This is a genomic window from Rahnella bruchi, assembly GCF_003614975.1.
GTDB lineage: Bacteria > Pseudomonadota > Gammaproteobacteria > Enterobacterales > Enterobacteriaceae > Rahnella > Rahnella bruchi.
Window position 1 is genome coordinate 187,393 of the sequence record NZ_QZWI01000004.1, and the last position, 15,544, is coordinate 202,936.

Below are 15,544 nucleotides of genomic sequence, written 5' to 3' on the forward strand. Positions count from 1 at the left end.
AGCTTATGCCAAATCTGACCAACCGGTCAGACCGTCTGGATGTTTTTTATCGCTGCCTCACACTTACTTTAGTAACACTTCATATTGCGGGTTGAATTCGTCAAAGATCGGCAGCGCTGCCGCACCGAGTGCCGCAGTGTCACTGCCGGACATGCCCAGACGAATTCGGGCACTCTGCGCGTAGCGGCTGCGTACCGAGTTGTAAAGCGGCGTCAGGCGCTGAATCAGCTTTTCCACCAAGGGCTTAGGCATGGTTCCACCGATAACCACACTCTGTGCATCGAACACACATTCCATAATATTGATGGCCTGCAACGCCGGTTCAACGGCGGTATCCAGCCAGCTGTCGAACAGTTTTTCATCGACATTCAGCAGGTCTTCCGGCATTGCTGACATCGGATCCAGACCGCAGGCTTCGTACGCGGCCTGCAAAGAAACATAGCGTTCCAGACAGCCCTGGTTACCGCAGTAGCATTCGCGCCCGCCCGGTTGCACCACAATGTGGCCGACCTCGCCCGCATTGTGTGCATGACCGGTATAAATTCGCCCGTCGGTGAAGATGCCAGCGCCGAGTCCGGTGCCGATATACAGATATACAAAGGATGATAATTGCTTGGCCACACCGTGAAAACGTTCGCCTATCGCGGCGACTGTAGCATCGTTTTCCAGCGTCACGGGCCAGCCGGTCGCGGCGCTCAAACGGGCTTCAATATCAACGTTATCCCAGCCGTGCAGCGTTGTCGGGCCTTGTGATGAAATCCCTTCCACGCCAAACGGCCCCGGCATCACCACGCCCATACCCAGAATTTTTCGCCAGTCGATTTTCACCTGTTGGCGCATTTCTTGCAGAACCTGATTGATAAGAGCCAGCGTGGGCTCTGGCTGAGGTTTCTGCACATGGATCAGTTTGCGAAAGCGAACCGTTCCGGTCAGATCCACCAGCACAATCAGCAGCGACTGATGATCAAGATGGATGCCGATGGAATAGGCGCTGTCAGGATTGAGTGTCAGTGGCGTTGCTGGTTGACCACGCCCTCCCGCACGGCGCGGCAGGTGGGAAGATAAAATGCCCGCCTGCTCGAGTTCGGTGGCAATGTTGGAAACGGTTTGCGGAGTCAGTGACGTCAGCCGGGCAATTTCGGCACGGGTGAGTTCACCATTGAGGCGAATGGCTTCAATCACCACCCGACGATTGTGAGCACGAGCGTGCTCAAGATTAGTGCCAGAAGTTGTTATCACGGCTTATACCCCACGGGAAACCTGCTGGCAGTATGCTGGCACTGAATACAGCAATCAAATTGATTTTATAATTAACAGAATATGAATATGACGGTCGCATCACAGCTTTCGATGTTATTGGTATGTTAATAATAATCGCCAGTCACTATTCGCTTTTCAGTTGTTTTGAGATTCACCTTCAGACCCAGTAGCACAATCCGGCAGGGACGCAGGGACTGGCAGATTTATGCCTTCCCATTTTTTTTAGCCTATTAAAGCAATCAAATTGATTTAATAAACTTAACCCTGTTTCGGAGATTGATGATGAGCCTACGACTTACTCCTGCGGCCACTCTGTGCGCCCTCTCTGCCCTGACCCTGGGATATTCCGTCAATGCGCTGGCGGAAACCACGCTCAGCGCCCTTTTCATGACGCAGGCGGCCTACAGTGAAGCCGATATCCGTGCCATGACCGCCGATTTCACTAAGCAGCATCCGGATATCAAAGTGAATCTGGAATTCGTTCCCTACGAAGCGCTTCACGACAAAATCGTTGCCGCGCGCGGTGCCGGTGACAAAGGCTACGACGTGGTGTTATTCGATGCCATCTGGCCCGCTGAATTCAACAAATACGGTCTGTTGCAGGACGTAACGGCGCGGATCCCAGCCGATGAAAGCAGCAAGATTTTTGACGGCGCGATTTCTACCGTGACCTACAAAGACAAACGCTGGGGTATGCCGTGGATCCTCGACACCAAATACCTTTATTACAACAAAGCCATGCTGGCTAAAGCCGGGATCACCACCCCGCCTGCCACCTGGGCTGACGTCGAGAAACAATCAGAGATCCTCAAAGAAAAAGGCATCGTCAAATACCCGCTGGTCTGGAGCTGGTCTCAGTCCGAAGCGTTACTGTGCGACTACACCACGCTGGTGTCGGCGTTTAAGGGGGATTTCTATAAAGACGGCAAGCTGAACTTCACCAATTCCGGCGCGATGAAAGCCATCAATTACATGAAAGAGACGCTGGATAAAGGGCTGACCAACCCGAACTCCCGTGAGTATCTGGAAGAAGATGTGCGTAAGTCCTTCTCCAACGGCGATGCCGCTTTCGCGCTGAACTGGACCTATATGTACAACATGGCCAACGATCCAAAACAAAGCAAAGTGGCGGGTGACGTGGGGGTGGTTCCGGCTCCGGGTGAAACCGCAGGTGGCGCTTCCGGCGTCAACGGTTCAATGGGTCTGGGTATCGCCAAAGCCAGTGCGCATCCGGATCAGGCCTGGGAATACATCAGCTATATGACCTCGCAGCCGGTGCAGAACAAATACGCCAAACTGAGCCTGCCAATCTGGAAATCCTCATATGAAGATCCGGCGGTGCAGAAAGACCAGGAGCAGCTGATCGCGGCGGCGAAAACCTCGCTGAACGTGATGTTGTCGCGCCCGGTCACGGCGGATTACTCGCGTCTTTCCAACATATTGCAGCAAAACATTCAGGCGGTATTACAGGGTAAAACTCCTGCAAAAGACGGTATGGAAGCCGCTACAACCGCCGCTGACCGTTTACGTTAATTTCTTTAAAGCCAACACTACAATTAAGCCCGCCCGGTTTTGGCCGGACGGGCTTGGGAAAACTGCATGCTGACTTTACCCCAACGCGAGCGCCGTCAGGCGTGGCTGCTTCTGGCACCCATGCTGCTGATGATGTTTTTGCTGACTGCCTGGCCGCTCGCCCGCACGCTGTGGCTCAGCTTTACCGATGCTGGTCTGATTGGTGACGGTTCTGCGCCCAACTGGGTGGGTAGCGATAACTTTATCTACGCCCTGACTGACCCTGATTTTCGCGCCGCTCTCTGGCGTACGCTGTATTTCACCGTGGTTTCCGTAATTATCGAGGGCATTATCGGCGTGCTGGTTGCGCTGCTGCTGAACCAGCAATTTTGGGGTCGCAGCGCCCTGCGTGTGCTGGTGATTTTACCGTGGGCATTGCCGACTATCGTCAACGCCACCATGTGGCGGCTGAACTTCAATCCGGATTACGGCAGCATCAACGCCCTGCTTTCTCAGCTCGGGCTGATTGATACCTATCGCAGCTGGCTGGGCGATCCGTCTTCCGCCATTAATGCGGTGATGTTTGCCGATATCTGGAAAAACTACCCGCTGATCACCCTGCTGGTGCTGGCTTCGCTGCAAACCATTCCGGAAGATTTGTTCGAAGCGGCGCGGCTGGACGGTGCCTCGGCATTCCGGCGTTTTCGCAAAATCACCCTGCCCGCCATTGCTGCACCGCTGGCCGTGGCGCTTATCCTGCGCACCATCGACGCATTTAAAGTCTTCGACATTATTTACGTGATGACCCGCGGTGGCCCGCTCGACAGCACAAAAACCGTCAGTTTCTTTGTCTATCAGGAATCTTTCAGTTATCTGCGCGCAGGCAGCGGCGCGGCTTACGCCATTCTCATGACGCTGATTTGTGCGCTGCTTATTCTGGTTTATATGGTGATGTTATTACGCCAGCGTCGTTCAGGGGGCGCCGAATGAAACAAAAAATCCGGCTCGTTTTACGCTATTTCGCCGCACTGGTTCTGGCGGTTTCGATTCTGGCACCGCTGTTATGGATGTTCCTGATGAGCGTCAGCTCGGCGGAAGATCTGACCCGCATTCCGCTCGAATGGCTGCCGCGTCACTGGGATTTCAGCCGTTACGCCAGCCTGCTGACGTTGCAGGCCGGTCAGCCCGGCGCACTGTTCTTACATGCCCTCGGCAACAGCCTGCTGGTGGCTTGTGGTGCGACGGTGATTTCTCTGTTGCTGGCCATTCCGGCTGCCTACAGTTTTTCACGCTATCCCGGCCGCGACGGCTGGCTGTTTGGTAGTCTGGCGATTTACATGGTGCCACCGGTAGCCTTCGTGCTGCCGCTGTACTTCATTCTGGAAAAACTGACCCTGCTGAACACGCATATCGGCCTGATTCTGGTGTACTGCTCGATGATTTTGCCATTCCTGACCTGGATGCTGAAAAACCAGTTCGACGCATTGCCGGTGGATATCGAACAGGCTTCGCGCCTCGACGGGCTGTGTTACTGGCAGGTACTGCTGCGCATTACGTTGCCGCTGGCAAAACCGGCGCTCGGCGCATCTGCCATGTTTGGCTGGTTGCTGGCATGGGATGAGTTTTTCTACGCATTGCTGTTTACCAACAATATCAACGCCCAGACGCTGCCGGTGACCATCGCCGGTTTCACTGCCGGGCGCGCCACCGATGACGGGCTGATTGCCGCCGTCGGCATTCTGGCGGCCATTCCGCCGCTCTTTATTGCGCTCTGGCTGCAAAAAACGCTGGTCAGCGGGTTAACCGCCGGCGGCAGTAAGGGCTGATTATGAACATCAGGGAAACCTCATCAATGACAACCCGACCGGAAACCCACGCCACGCTGTACGTGGTAGGTAATATCAACGTGGATTTGATCATGAGTACGCTGCATGAATGGCCGAAAAAAGGCACTGAAGCGATGCTCGAAAGCAGCTCATTGCGCCCCGGTGGCTCTGCCGGAAACTGCGCGCTGGCGCTGTCGGCGCTTAAATCGCCCTTTCGGCTGGTCGCCAATCAGGGCAACGACCAGTTCAGCGGCTGGCTGGCGGGCATGTTCCCGGAAAGCGCACCGCTCTGGCCGACCTGCGATTGCGAAACCTCGCTGACCTTTGGCGTAACGCATCCCGATCACGAGCGGACGTTTTTCAGCAATCAGGGGCACATCGTTCGTTTATCCATGCATGACGTGCTGGCGCAAATCCCGCCTGCCGCGCAATCCGGCGACTGGGTATTACTCTGTGGCACCTGGCTGTGTACCGCGCTTTATGCGCAATATCCGCAACTGCTGGCAGCGCTGAAACAGCGTGGCTATCAGATTGCTATCGACAGCGGCTGGCCGCCGGAAGACTGGAGCGATGATCTGCGTCATCAGGCGGCGAACTGGCTGCCTTTCTGCGATGCGCTGCTGCTCAATGAAGTGGAAACCCTCGGTCTGGCCAACGCAGAAACGCTGGATTCTGCCGCGCTGAGTTTACTCGGACAAATGGCGGAGAATGCCTTTTGCGTGGCGAAATGCGGTCCGGATGGCGCACGTCTGTGGGCGAAAAACCTGACGCTGCAACAAAACGCCGAACCGGTGGATGTCGTCGATACCATCGGTGCCGGAGACAGTTTTAACGCTGGATTTTTATCCGCGCTGATTTATGGCCTGCCGCCTGCCACGGCGCTGCAATGGGGGGTGCGCGTCGCCGGTTGTGCAATAAGCAGTTCCCCGCGCCGTTATCCTGACTGGCAATCGCTTTTTGGCCTTGTGGAGAAAATCTGAATGGCTCTGGTAGAACTGGTAAAAGTCGCCAAACATTATGGCAAAGTGCAGGTGCTGAAACCGCTGGATCTGACCATCCCCGACGGCAGTTTCACCGTGCTGGTGGGGCCTTCGGGCTGCGGTAAATCTACTCTGCTGCGGTTGCTGGCCGGACTGGAATCGCTGTCTGACGGCGATATCCTGCTCGACAAACAGCAGATCAATAATTTTGACCCTGCCGATCGTGATATCGCGATGGTGTTTCAGAGCTACGCGTTGTACCCGCACCTGACTGTCGCCGAAAACATGGCGTTCCACATGCAGGTAAAAAAAGTACCGAAAGCCGAACAACAGGCGAAAGTGCAGCAGGCTGCGAAAGTGCTGGGCATCGATCACTTACTGAAGCGTCTGCCAAAAGATTTGTCCGGCGGTCAGCGTCAGCGCGTGGCGATGGGCCGGGCACTGGTGCGTAACCCGAAAGTATTTCTCTTCGATGAACCCCTTTCCAATCTTGATGCCCAGTTACGTATGGAGTTGCGTGCAGAAATCAAATCCCTGCATCAGCAGTTCCGCACCACCACGGTGTACGTGACGCACGATCAGGTCGAGGCCATGACGCTGGCGGATAACATTGTGGTGATGAAAGACGGATTTATCGTGCAGCAGGGTGACCCGCTGTCGATTTACGACAAGCCGGTGAACACCTTTGTGGCGCGGTTTATCGGCTCCCCGCCAATGAATCTTCTCAGCGGCGTTTTTCAGAATATTGACGGTCAGCCGGGGGTGACCTGCAATCAGTTGTGGTTCGCTTTACCGGAAAAATGGGCGCTACAGGCGCGTCACGCCGAAGGACAACCGGTCACGATCGGCCTGCGCCCGCACGATATCAGACCGGTACAACACAGCGCACAACCGGCGGCCACATTACGACTGCTTGAAGTCACGGGCGAAAGCAGCCTGCTGCACATCGACTGGAGCGGTTTCCCGCTGCATGTGCAGTTCGCCGGACGCGCCCGCGTCAGTGCCGATCAGCCGTTGTATCTGGAGGCGGACAGCGAAGCGATTCATTTGTTCGATGCACAAACGGGGAAACGGCTGGCGGAAGTTTAATTTTCCCGACTCAAATCTCCCCCCTCACCGGGGGGAGATACTCAACCATTGACGCCTCACTCCAATGCGCTATGCTCAGACTTTGCCAGTTTCATTAGCGCGCTTATCTTCTATGAGTTTCTTCTCTAACAAAAAATTCTCTCTTCCATCGGGTTCTGCCTTACCGTTGCCGGTCGCCGGGGCTTTCTTTATGGAAAACCTCGACGCCACGGTGATTGTCACGGCGCTCCCGCAGAGGGATTGCTAACCGATTTGGTACGCGCAATGTGTTCTCGCTGGCGCTGGTTCTTTTCACGCTTGCATCGGTGCTGTGTTCCGCCAGCCGCAGGCGATGAGATACGGCGAAAAAATGAATCTGTAACCCGACCGGCTGTGCCGGAAAAATAATGGCACGGTCAGACTGAAATCACGTTTCCGAAAAGTGGAGAAATACCATGGAATACCGTTTGTTAGGCCATTCTGGTCTGAAAGTTTCAGTTCTAAGCCTGGGCACCATGACGTTTGGTGGTCAGGGGAAATTTGCCAAAACCGGACAAACTGACGTCAGTGCCGCAGAGCGCCAGATTGGCCTGTGTCTCGACGCCGGAATTAATCTGTTCGATACCGCCGACGTCTATTCCGGCGGTGAATCCGAGGTGATTTTAGGCAAGGCACTGGGCAATAAGCGCCACGATGTGCTGGTGGCCAGCAAAGCCCGTTTCCCGATGGGCGAAGGCCCGAACGATCGCGGCTCGTCCCGTCACCATATACTGCGCGCCTGCGAAGCCAGCCTGAAACGTCTGAACACCGATTATCTGGATTTGTACCAGCTGCATGAATGGGACGGTCTGACGCCGCTCGAAGAGACTTTACGCGCGCTGGATGACCTGGTTTCCAGCGGTAAAGTGCGATATGTCGGCGTATCGAATTTCTCCGCCTGGCATATCATGAAAACGCTGGGCGTAGCGCAGGCGAATTATTATATCCGCCCGGTCAGCCAGCAAATCCATTACACCTTACAGGCGCGTGAAGCAGAGTATGAATTGCTGCCGGTGGCGCAGGATCAGGGGCTTGGTGTGCTGGTATGGAGCCCGCTGGCTGGCGGCCTGCTTTCCGGTAAATATCGCCGTAATCAGGCTGCACCTGAAGGCACGCGTCATCTGGCCGACTGGGGCGAACCGCCGGTGCGCGATGAGAGCGCATTGTACGATGTGGTCGACGTGCTGGTGGACATTGCGAAAGCCCGCGGTGTTTCAGCGGCGCAGATTGCACTGGCCTGGCTGATTGCCCGTCCGCAGGTGACGTCAGTGATTGTCGGCGCGCGTAACGACGCACAGTTGCAGGACAATCTTCTCGCCGCTGATTTAAAACTCAATAATGAAGAAATTGAAAGACTTAATAAAGTCAGTCAGTTACCTTTATTGTATCCTTACTGGCATCAGGCGCAGACCGCACCCGACCGTCTTTCTGCGGCGGATTTATCGCTTATCGCGCCTTATCTGAAAAAGTAACCGCAACAAAATGATACGCACTGAGACCGGTTGATGATGCCGGTCTCGTTATTTTTGTGTTAATACTTACAGAGTTTCTTTTGTGCGCCTTGTGCGCACCTTGCTAAAAACAGAGGAATACCGGGATGATTATTTTTGTTACCGGCGCCACCGCCGGATTTGGTGCAGAAATCGCACGTAGATTTGTTAAAGAAGGCCACAAAGTGATTGCCTCAGGCCGCCGCAAAGAGCGTCTTGATGACCTGAAAGCCGAACTGGGAGAGGCGCTTTATCCTGTCGAACTGGACGTCACTAATCGTGCTTCCATTCAGGATGCGCTCGACAGCCTGCCTGCTGACTGGCGCAACATCGACGTGCTGGTGAATAACGCCGGTCTGGCGCTCGGTATGGAAAAAGCCGACAAAGCGTCGCTGGAAGACTGGGACAAAATGATCGACACCAACACCAAAGGTCTGGTGTACATGACCCGCGCGGTCCTGCCGGGCATGGTTGAACGTAATACCGGTCACGTGATCAATATCGGTTCAACCGCAGGCAACTGGCCTTATGCCGGTGGTAACGTTTACGGCGCAACCAAGGCGTTTGTTCGTCAGTTCAGCCTGAATCTGCGTACCGATCTGCACGGCACCCACGTACGTGTGACCAATATCGAACCGGGTCTGTGCGGTGGAACAGAATTCTCTAACGTGCGCTTCAAAGGCGACGATGAGAAAGTCAGCAAAACTTACGACAACACCAACCCGCTCACTGCGACCGATGTCGCCGAATCCGTGTTCTGGGTTTCAACCCTGCCTGAGCACGTCAATATCAACAGCATCGAAATGATGCCAGTCAGCCAGTCTCTGGCCGGTTTGCAGGTACATCGCGAAGCGTGATATTGCTTGCTGATTTACCAGAAAAGCAGCTTCGGCTGCTTTTTTATTGCCTGCCTTTTCTCCGACCAACAAAAAAGGCGCGGCAAACTTGCCCGCGCCTTTCTGATAACCGAAAGCGTTTTACGCGCTCAGCCAGCCCAGTTTAATCACGAACAGAATCGACAGCACAACCAGCGCGGCATTCAGTTCACGTGCCCGGCCGGTCAGCAGTTTTGCCAGCGTCCAGGTGATGAAACCAAACGCGATACCGTTAGCGATAGAGTAAGTAAACGGCATGGTCAGCGCAGTCACCGTGACCGGCGCGGCAACGGTAATGTCTTTCCAGTCGATTTCTGCCAGACCAGACGTCATCAGAACCGCGATGAACAGCAGAGCCGGAGCCGTCGCAAATGCCGGAACACTGCCTGCCAGAGGAGCGAAGAACAGGCTCAGCAGGAACAGGATGGCCACCACAATTGCCGTCAGACCGGTACGTCCACCGGCGCTCACGCCCGCAGCAGATTCGATGTAACTGGTGGTGGTTGACGTCCCCAGCAGTGAACCGAACAACGCAGCGGCGCTGTCAGCTACCAGCGCACGGCCCATTTTCGGGATATTGCCGTCTTCATCCGCCAGACCTGCACGTTTGGTCACGCCAATCAGGGTGCCGGAGTTATCAAACACATCCACGAACAGGAACGCGAACACCACGCTAATCAGGGAAACGTTGAATGCGCCTTTGATGTCGAGTTGCATGAAGGTCGGTGCAATGGAAGGTGGCATAGACATCACGCCGCCAAATGGCGAATAGCCCAGCGCGATAGCCAGAACGGTCACGGCCAGAACGCCGATCAGTACCGCACCGGTAATTTTACGCGCTTCCAGCACCACAATCAGGATAAAGCCCAGCATGGCGAACAGCGGACCAGGCTTGGTCAGGTCGCCCAGACCGACCAGCGTAGCCGGGTTAGCCACGACGATACCGGCGTTTTCCAGCGCAATCAGCGCCAGGAACAAACCAATACCCGCCGCAATCGCCGAGCGCAGAGGCAACGGAATACTGCGGATAATCCATTCGCGAATTTTAAAGATGGATAATGCGAAGAAAATACAGGCGGAGAGGAAAACCGCACCCAGCGCGATCTGCCAGGTGTAACCCATATGCAGGACAACGGTATAGGTGAAGAAGGCGTTTAAACCCATGCCCGGCGCCAGTGCGATCGGGTAGTTGGCGATAAAGCCCATCAGTGCGGAACCGATTGCGGCAGCAAGACAAGTTGCCACAAATACAGAGCCTTTATCCATCCCCGTCGCGCCCAAAATAGACGGGTTAACAAACAGAATATAGGCCATTGCTAAAAATGTAGTCAGTCCTGCCACAATCTCAGTCCGCACGTTGGTACGGTGAGCTTTTAACTTAAATAGTTTTTCTAACATGAGAAGGTATCTCTTGGTCGCATGATCACGTTGAGTCTGCATATCAAACATGCACGCTTGTTATTAGTGTTGTTTTTCAAAACACGATCATGCGCCAGCGGTGCAAATGCCACCGTTCGCCCCGCTTTCTATCACTGATAGCGGCACACGAGCTAAAACGTGTTTTGACGAACCCTGTCATTTGCCCGTTTTGACTGCAAAACAACCTGAGGTGATTGTTTTACAAAGGGGCATCGCACAATCTAGGAAAATTGAGTGATGCAGTCCATAATATATATCTCACTTATTCACTGCATAAATTAGTACACCCATGTCACCATTCTCCCGTTTTTCGCAATATTTTACAGAAGTCGCCCGAACAGGAAGTTTGCGCAAAGCGGCGGAAGTGCTGCACGTCTCCGCCTCTGCCATTAACCGGCAAATTTTGCAGGCCGAACAAACGCTGGAAACCCCGCTATTCGAACGCCTGCCCACCGGGCTGAAACTGACCTCAGCCGGCGAGATTCTGTTCGATGATATCCGTCGCTGGCGAAAAGAATTTTCCCGGACAAAGGAACGGTTCGATGAGATCCAGGGATTACGCCGCGGACATGTGACAATTTCGATGATCGCTGCCCTCAGCGAGGGCATGGTGGCGGAACTGATTGCACAAGTGGGCGCGGAACATCCTTATCTGACTTTTGATATTCGCATCGAAGACAGCCGGAATATCAGCGAACAGGTCAGTTCTGCAGAAGTGGATTTCGGATTGTTGCTGGATCCGGTTGAGCATACCGGGCTGGAAGTGCGGGCATTTGCGGAATTACCCATCGGTATTGCCATGCCGGTCGGACACGAACTTTCCCAACAGGAATCGCTGTCTTTCAGTGATATTGCCGCCTACCGGCAGATTATTCCCTCCGAACCGCTGATGGTAAATGCCCGCGCTAAACTGCTGTATAACCGCTATCAGCTGCTGGAAACGCCGTCGATCGTCTGTAATGACGTGCGCATGATGCGGGAACTTATCCGAAAAGGGGCCGGTGTTGGCGTGCTGAGCCTGCTGGATGTTTTACCGGACTTACAGGAAAAGCGGCTGGCGTTTGTGCCGCTTCAGGGGCGAAAGGCCAAACCGCTGACGCTGGCGCTGTGCGTTGCGCCCCGCCGCCAGCTTTCCCGCGCTGCACAAATCGTGATTCAGAAAGTCATCGTGCTGATGGAAAGATTGTCGCAGTAATCGTTATGACGCTTTCCAGCCAGAAATAATAATCAGCATCCCCGCCAGCGCAACGCACGCGCCCAGCCAGTCGGTGGTGCTGAGTTTCACGCCATCGACAAACCGCAGCCACAACATCGCAGTCATCACATACACTCCGCCGTAAGCCGCGTACACCCTGCCGCTCGCCGCCGGATGGAGGGTCAGCAGCCAGACGAACGCCGCCAGGCTGAGCGCCGCCGGAAGCAGCAGCAAAATGCTGCCGCCTTTACGCAGCCAGAGATAAGGCAAAAAGCAGCCGATGATTTCTGCCAGCGCAGTGGCAAAGAACAGTAAAGATGTTTTGAGCATAGTTGAGCCAGGTTTACAGTGCGGACTTCAATAAGATATCAACCAGTTTACAGGCAAAGGGTGACGTCATTGCACCGGATGTTATAATTTAATGATTCGCCAGTGCGATGTGTATATCTAAAAAGGATTAGCTAATGAATACAACGTTTATAACCCGACTGATGCGCGCCATGCTGCCGGTTGCTTTGCTGGCCATGACTGCCGGCTGGCAGGTTCCTGTGCAGGCTGCCACCAACTGTGCGGGCGGAACCTGTGTCTTTGGCGGTACAGGCAATGATGCCATGACCAACGAAGAAGCACGGCAGAGTAAAGAACAGTGGAATGAAACCCAGCGTCTGCGCGCGATGAAGAATCAGCGCAACGAAAAAGATTTCTCCAAATATGACAACTCGGTTGATCTGCGCGATAAATGTGAAGCCAGCCAGAACATCAATGCGTACTGGGAACCGAACACCGAACGCTGCCTTGACCGCCGTACAGGCCGTCAGTTGATGGCGCCGTAACACATCCCTCCACGCATTTCCTTCACTGTGGCGGTCAATGTGACGCCACAGCATATCTGCTAGACTTGTAGATACACTGCTTCTCATAAAAGGAATGAATGATGAAAAAGACACTCTTAGCCGGACTCGCTGTTGTAATGCTGGCACCGCTGATGGCGCAGGCTTCCTGTGAAAGCGTCAAAGCGGATATTACTCAGAAAATCGTGGCAAACGGCTTACCTGAATCCGGATTCAAACTTGATATCGTGCCAAACGATCAGGCGGAACAGAGCGGCGGCCAGGTCGTCGGTCATTGTGGCAATGACAGCCAGAAAATTGTTTATACCAAAACCGCTGATGCGGGAGACAGTTCTGCTGCCAGTCCGAAGACCGGCACCAGTCAGGACTCGCAGTAACATAACCGCTCCGCCCCCTCCCTCTGTCAGAGGGAGGGTTCATATCTGATGCTCCCGTTGATAATTCACCTGCACGGTGCCTACTCTTGAATTCGCCCTTTCTGTCGCCCTTTCTGTTATGTTCCACCGTGTAATGCACATTTTTCATATTAGCTTATGAAGATAATGAATTTCTCACATAGTAAGTTGCCGTTTAAGGTAAACACTCCTGCCAGCGCAGACTTTTCATTCGCTGGCCTCACCCGAGGAGTGACAGCTTATGAGCGTGCAATTTATTGGAATGATCGGCCATCGTCTGGCTTCTGAAATCATCCCGCCGACCGGTCCGATTTTCGATAAAAAATACATCGCCGATTTCGCCAGGGCCCATGAAGATGCCGGTTTCGACCGCATTCTGGTGGCGTATGCCTCCGATCAGCCCGACGCATTTCTGGTCACTGCGCACGCCGGTGCCAGCACCTCACGTATTCATTTTCTGCTGGCACATCGTCCGGGCTTTGTTGCACCGACGCTTGCCGCACGCAAACTCGCCACGCTGGATCATCTGCTGGAAGGCCGCGTTGCCGTGCATATCATCAGCGGCGGCAGCGATGCCGAACAGCGTCGTGACGGCGATTTTGAACCTAAATCCGGCCGCTATCAGCGCACTGACGAATACATCGATGTACTGAAACAGAGCTGGTATTCAGAAACGGGCTTTGATCATCAGGGCGAGTTTTATCAGGCTGAAAACGCCTTCTCCGCCATTAAGCCTTATCAGAAAAAACTGCCGGTCTTTTTCGGCGGTTCTTCTGATGACGCCATTCGCGTTGCCGGTAAACAGGCCGATGTGTTCGCGCTGTGGGGTGAGCCGCTGGAAAGTGCTGCGGAAACGGTCGCGGCCGTGAAAGCATCTGCGGCAAAACATCAGCGGGAGATCGATTTCAGTATTTCCTTCCGCCCGATCCTCGGTAAAACCGAAGAAGAAGCCTGGGCGAAGGCCGATGAAATCCTCACTAAAGCGACCGCACAGCAGGCTGAAAAAGGCCAGACGCTGGCAGCTAAACCGCAAAGTGTCGGCGCACAGCGTTTACTGAAAGCCGTGGCACAAGGCGATCGTCTGGATTCCTGCCTGTGGACCGGTATTGCCGGGCTGATTGGCGGCGGTTCCAACTCGACCGCGCTGGTCGGTACACCGGAACAGGTCTCCGATGCTCTGTTGAAATATTACGATCTGGGCATTACCACTTTCCTGATCCGTGGTTTTGATCCGCTCAATGACGCCGTTGAGTACGGCAAGAGCCTGATCCCGCTGACGAAGCAGAAAATCGCTGCGCGTCAGGCACAACATAAAACCGCCGCAACCACGCTGGTATAAGGAACCCTGATGCAAGTTAATGTAAAAAATCTTCTGCTGCTGGTATCGCTGATGAGCGGCGCTTTTGCGGTCAATGCTGAACAAATCACCCTGCGAGTGGCCGACCAGAAAGGCAATATGCGGGCGCAACTGGAAGCGGCAAATAAACTCGATAATCTGCCCTACAAAATTGAGTGGTCAGAATTCCCTGCTGCCGCGCCACTGGCGGAAGCGCTGAATGCCCAGGCGGTGGACGTCGGTATTATCGGCGATGCCCCGCTGCTGTTTGCCGAAGCCGCGGGTGCACAGGTGAAAGCCATTGCCGTGGATAAATCCGATGCTTATGGCACGGCGTTACTGGTGAAAGCGGACAGCCCTATCAAAAGCGCGGCGGATTTAAAAGGCAAAAGCATTGCCACCAACCGCGGTTCCATCGGTCATTTCGTAGCACTGAAAGCACTGGCATCTGCCGGACTGACGGCGAAAGACGTGACTTTTCGTTTCCTGCCGCCAAGCGACGCCAAACTGGCGCTGACACAGGGTTCTGTGGATGTCTGGGCAACGTGGGAACCGTATACCGCGTTCGCCGAAACGCAGGATCATCTGCGGGTTGTGGTGAACGGGCGCGGATTGTGGTCGGGTAACAGTTTCCTCGCAGCAACAGACACTGCGCTGAAAGATAAAGCCAAACGTGAGGCAATTGCCGACTATCTGCAACGTCTGAGCGACTCGCAGGTTTGGGCCTATAAAAATCTGGATGCCTACAGCGGGAAACTGGCAAAAATCATCGGCTTCCCGCTGGACGCAGCAAAACTGGGCTTCGAGCGCCGTAAATCTTACTGGCAACCCATCGATGCGGCGACAGAAAAGCAGCAACAGCAAACCGCTGATTTCTATCATGCACAGGGGTTATTGCCCGTCGCACTGAATGTCACCGGCACGTTTGACCACTCATTCCTGCTGAAGTTAACGCTCTGATAATGTGAACTATCGCCCTGTAACCAAAAGCCAGACGTGGTTAATTGTAGAGGTCGCCCGAAATCAGGCTTAGCTAACAGGATGAAGCATGGAAAATTACGCCAACAAAAGCGGTGATTCACAGGTTGTCAGCTTCCAGATTGATGCCAATTCGATCAAAGTCCGTTTCAAGAACAATCACGTTTATCTTTACGACATCCGCCACCCCGGCCCTGAACATCTTGAGAAGATGAAGGAACTCGCCCGTGCCGGATGGGGATTAAATACCTACATAGAAAGCGAAGTGAAAACCGACTTTTCCTCCAAAGTATTCTGAAATCTTGCAAACCCGCCAGGCG

At 54.2% G+C, this 15,544-nt stretch carries 16 protein-coding genes and 1 pseudogene; 14 read left to right on the plus strand and 3 right to left on the minus strand.

Features of this window, described 5'->3' with window-relative positions; translation table 11 throughout:
- Positions 1–63 precede the first annotated feature (63 nt).
- The gene (locus tag D5398_RS10655) at positions 64–1,236 is read right to left on the minus strand and encodes an ROK family transcriptional regulator (RefSeq protein WP_208645942.1); all 1,173 of its coding nucleotides are present in this window, start codon (positions 1,234–1,236) and stop codon (positions 64–66) included.
- Positions 1,237–1,542: 306 nt separating this feature from the next.
- Between D5398_RS10655 and D5398_RS10660 the strand changes: the two genes are divergently transcribed.
- The 8 genes and pseudogenes from D5398_RS10660 to ydfG all read left to right on the plus strand — a co-directional run bounded on the left by D5398_RS10660 (position 1,543) and on the right by ydfG (position 9,032).
- On the plus strand, positions 1,543–2,793 hold the full coding sequence (locus tag D5398_RS10660) for an extracellular solute-binding protein (RefSeq protein WP_120507606.1): 1,251 nt from the start codon (positions 1,543–1,545) through the stop codon (positions 2,791–2,793).
- A gap of 66 nt (positions 2,794–2,859) precedes the next feature.
- A complete protein-coding gene (locus D5398_RS10665) occupies positions 2,860–3,762 on the plus strand; it encodes a carbohydrate ABC transporter permease (RefSeq protein WP_120507607.1) in 903 nt (300 codons plus the stop codon).
- Positions 3,759–4,598, plus strand: coding sequence for a carbohydrate ABC transporter permease (locus D5398_RS10670; RefSeq protein ID WP_120507608.1), 840 nt, complete (start codon positions 3,759–3,761; stop codon positions 4,596–4,598). The genes D5398_RS10665 and D5398_RS10670 overlap by 4 nt, the downstream gene beginning before the upstream one ends.
- Positions 4,599–4,624: 26 nt before the next feature.
- Positions 4,625–5,578, plus strand: a complete 954-nt coding sequence (locus D5398_RS10675) for a carbohydrate kinase family protein (protein WP_120507609.1) — start codon at positions 4,625–4,627, stop codon at positions 5,576–5,578.
- The gene (locus D5398_RS10680; protein WP_120507610.1) at positions 5,579–6,667 is read left to right on the plus strand and encodes an ABC transporter ATP-binding protein; all 1,089 of its coding nucleotides are present in this window, start codon (positions 5,579–5,581) and stop codon (positions 6,665–6,667) included.
- 112 nt (positions 6,668–6,779) lie between these two features.
- Positions 6,780–6,990: pseudogene (locus D5398_RS25625) on the plus strand (MFS transporter); the annotation flags it as partial.
- Positions 6,991–7,101: 111 nt separating this feature from the next.
- Complete coding sequence (locus tag D5398_RS10690; RefSeq protein ID WP_120507611.1) at positions 7,102–8,157, plus strand: aldo/keto reductase; 1,056 nt, start codon at positions 7,102–7,104, stop codon at positions 8,155–8,157.
- A gap of 125 nt (positions 8,158–8,282) precedes the next feature.
- A complete protein-coding gene (gene ydfG / locus D5398_RS10695; protein ID WP_120507612.1) occupies positions 8,283–9,032 on the plus strand; it encodes a bifunctional NADP-dependent 3-hydroxy acid dehydrogenase/3-hydroxypropionate dehydrogenase YdfG in 750 nt (249 codons plus the stop codon).
- 120 nt (positions 9,033–9,152) lie between these two features.
- On the opposite strand, the gene D5398_RS10700 is transcribed toward ydfG, so the two are convergent.
- Complete coding sequence (locus tag D5398_RS10700; RefSeq protein WP_120134339.1) at positions 9,153–10,448, minus strand: NCS2 family permease; 1,296 nt, start codon at positions 10,446–10,448, stop codon at positions 9,153–9,155.
- Positions 10,449–10,758: 310 nt separating this feature from the next.
- Here D5398_RS10700 and D5398_RS10705 point away from each other — a divergent pair, with 310 nt between their 5' ends.
- Complete coding sequence (locus D5398_RS10705; protein WP_120507613.1) at positions 10,759–11,664, plus strand: LysR family transcriptional regulator; 906 nt, start codon at positions 10,759–10,761, stop codon at positions 11,662–11,664.
- Between the two features lie 3 nt (positions 11,665–11,667).
- On the opposite strand, the gene D5398_RS10710 is transcribed toward D5398_RS10705, so the two are convergent.
- Entirely contained in the window at positions 11,668–11,994 is a 327-nt protein-coding gene (locus tag D5398_RS10710; RefSeq protein WP_120507614.1) for a YnfA family protein, read from the minus strand.
- Between the two features lie 134 nt (positions 11,995–12,128).
- On the opposite strand from D5398_RS10710, the gene D5398_RS10715 reads away from it, so the two are divergent.
- The 5 genes from D5398_RS10715 to D5398_RS10735 all read left to right on the plus strand — a co-directional run bounded on the left by D5398_RS10715 (position 12,129) and on the right by D5398_RS10735 (position 15,522).
- Positions 12,129–12,497, plus strand: coding sequence for a DUF1283 family protein (locus D5398_RS10715; RefSeq protein WP_120507615.1), 369 nt, complete (start codon positions 12,129–12,131; stop codon positions 12,495–12,497).
- Between the two features lie 101 nt (positions 12,498–12,598).
- Entirely contained in the window at positions 12,599–12,892 is a 294-nt protein-coding gene (locus D5398_RS10720; protein WP_120507616.1) for a DUF1161 domain-containing protein, read from the plus strand.
- A 259-nt stretch (positions 12,893–13,151) separates the two neighbouring features.
- On the plus strand, positions 13,152–14,249 hold the full coding sequence (locus tag D5398_RS10725) for an LLM class flavin-dependent oxidoreductase (protein WP_120507617.1): 1,098 nt from the start codon (positions 13,152–13,154) through the stop codon (positions 14,247–14,249).
- 9 nt (positions 14,250–14,258) lie between these two features.
- Entirely contained in the window at positions 14,259–15,206 is a 948-nt protein-coding gene (locus D5398_RS10730; RefSeq protein WP_120507618.1) for an ABC transporter substrate-binding protein, read from the plus strand.
- Between the two features lie 88 nt (positions 15,207–15,294).
- A complete protein-coding gene (locus tag D5398_RS10735; RefSeq protein ID WP_015697366.1) occupies positions 15,295–15,522 on the plus strand; it encodes a hypothetical protein in 228 nt (75 codons plus the stop codon).
- Positions 15,523–15,544: the final 22 nt, after the last annotated feature.

What these genes read in the sequence shown, in the direction of transcription:
- D5398_RS10725 (WP_120507617.1), top strand. Translation starts at nt 13,152, where the DNA reads ATGAGCGTGCAATTTATTGGAATGATCGGCCATCGTCTGGCTTCTGAA.
- D5398_RS10720 (WP_120507616.1), top strand. Translation starts at nt 12,599, where the DNA reads ATGAAAAAGACACTCTTAGCCGGACTCGCTGTTGTAATGCTGGCACCG.
- D5398_RS10670 (WP_120507608.1), top strand. Translation starts at nt 3,759, where the DNA reads ATGAAACAAAAAATCCGGCTCGTTTTACGCTATTTCGCCGCACTGGTT.
- D5398_RS10730 (WP_120507618.1), top strand. Translation starts at nt 14,259, where the DNA reads ATGCAAGTTAATGTAAAAAATCTTCTGCTGCTGGTATCGCTGATGAGC.
- ydfG (WP_120507612.1), top strand. Translation starts at nt 8,283, where the DNA reads ATGATTATTTTTGTTACCGGCGCCACCGCCGGATTTGGTGCAGAAATC.
- D5398_RS10705 (WP_120507613.1), top strand. Translation starts at nt 10,759, where the DNA reads ATGTCACCATTCTCCCGTTTTTCGCAATATTTTACAGAAGTCGCCCGA.
- D5398_RS10675 (WP_120507609.1), top strand. Translation starts at nt 4,625, where the DNA reads ATGACAACCCGACCGGAAACCCACGCCACGCTGTACGTGGTAGGTAAT.
- D5398_RS10680 (WP_120507610.1), top strand. Translation starts at nt 5,579, where the DNA reads ATGGCTCTGGTAGAACTGGTAAAAGTCGCCAAACATTATGGCAAAGTG.
- D5398_RS10735 (WP_015697366.1), top strand. Translation starts at nt 15,295, where the DNA reads ATGGAAAATTACGCCAACAAAAGCGGTGATTCACAGGTTGTCAGCTTC.
- D5398_RS10710 (WP_120507614.1), bottom strand. Translation starts at nt 11,994, where the DNA reads ATGCTCAAAACATCTTTACTGTTCTTTGCCACTGCGCTGGCAGAAATC.
- D5398_RS10665 (WP_120507607.1), top strand. Translation starts at nt 2,860, where the DNA reads ATGCTGACTTTACCCCAACGCGAGCGCCGTCAGGCGTGGCTGCTTCTG.
- D5398_RS10700 (WP_120134339.1), bottom strand. Translation starts at nt 10,448, where the DNA reads ATGTTAGAAAAACTATTTAAGTTAAAAGCTCACCGTACCAACGTGCGG.
- D5398_RS10660 (WP_120507606.1), top strand. Translation starts at nt 1,543, where the DNA reads ATGAGCCTACGACTTACTCCTGCGGCCACTCTGTGCGCCCTCTCTGCC.
- D5398_RS10715 (WP_120507615.1), top strand. Translation starts at nt 12,129, where the DNA reads ATGAATACAACGTTTATAACCCGACTGATGCGCGCCATGCTGCCGGTT.
- D5398_RS10690 (WP_120507611.1), top strand. Translation starts at nt 7,102, where the DNA reads ATGGAATACCGTTTGTTAGGCCATTCTGGTCTGAAAGTTTCAGTTCTA.